The sequence below is a fragment of the Vibrio sp. 1402 genome (assembly GCF_033340275.1).
On record NZ_JAWOWE010000319.1, the window covers coordinates 1 to 666 of the forward strand.

At 42.9% G+C, this 666-nt stretch carries 1 pseudogene; it reads right to left on the reverse strand.

Going from position 1 to position 666, the window contains the following annotated elements:
- A pseudogene (locus R7044_RS25810) lies at positions 1-311 on the reverse strand (hypothetical protein); the annotation flags it as partial.
- Positions 312-666 lie beyond the last annotated feature (355 nt).

Sequence of the window (666 nt, forward strand, 5' to 3'; positions counted from 1 at the left end):
TTGTCATAACCTTTCAAAATAACATCGAACGCCTGACTAAACTCTTTAACGGCTTGGCTGTGTACTGACGTTTCCAAATCCAACGCAGGAAGAAAAATCAAAAGCGCTTCTGTCGCTTTAACAACCTCACTTTCTAGTTTTCTTTTCTCAACTGTCTTCTTTCTAATAGCTGCGTATCGCTCTTCACTGGCTTGAATTTCTTGCCAGTTTTTTTCTCGCTCCTGAAATCGTTCTCTACGCTGTCTTTCAATTTTTTCTCTAGGGGTTTCTTTTGGCACTACGGATTCCTTAATTGCTTGATTTGATGGCATTAGCGAACCTGTCGGAGCGAAGTTTCTCGCTTCAGCTCGCCTTAATGCCAATCTAGAAGCCTCCGCTTCTCTAGCCATCTTACAAGTAGAACATGGGCACACTGACGGATTCGAGTGCCCAATAGGGCAACGATGAGATTTTGAAGGGTCAAAAATATCGGGAAGCCCCCCATTCAAGCTATGCATTCGCACACCCATAAGAAAAAATTGAACAGTGACAATAGCTTACACGAATGCATTTAAAACGGGAGTCAATCAACGGCAAAAACCTTTAAAACTCATTTCACGCTCTCTGTCTATGTCTAATCTCGCTTCGTGCTGTAATGCTTTTCCAACCGCTGAAGCTGAACGCTCA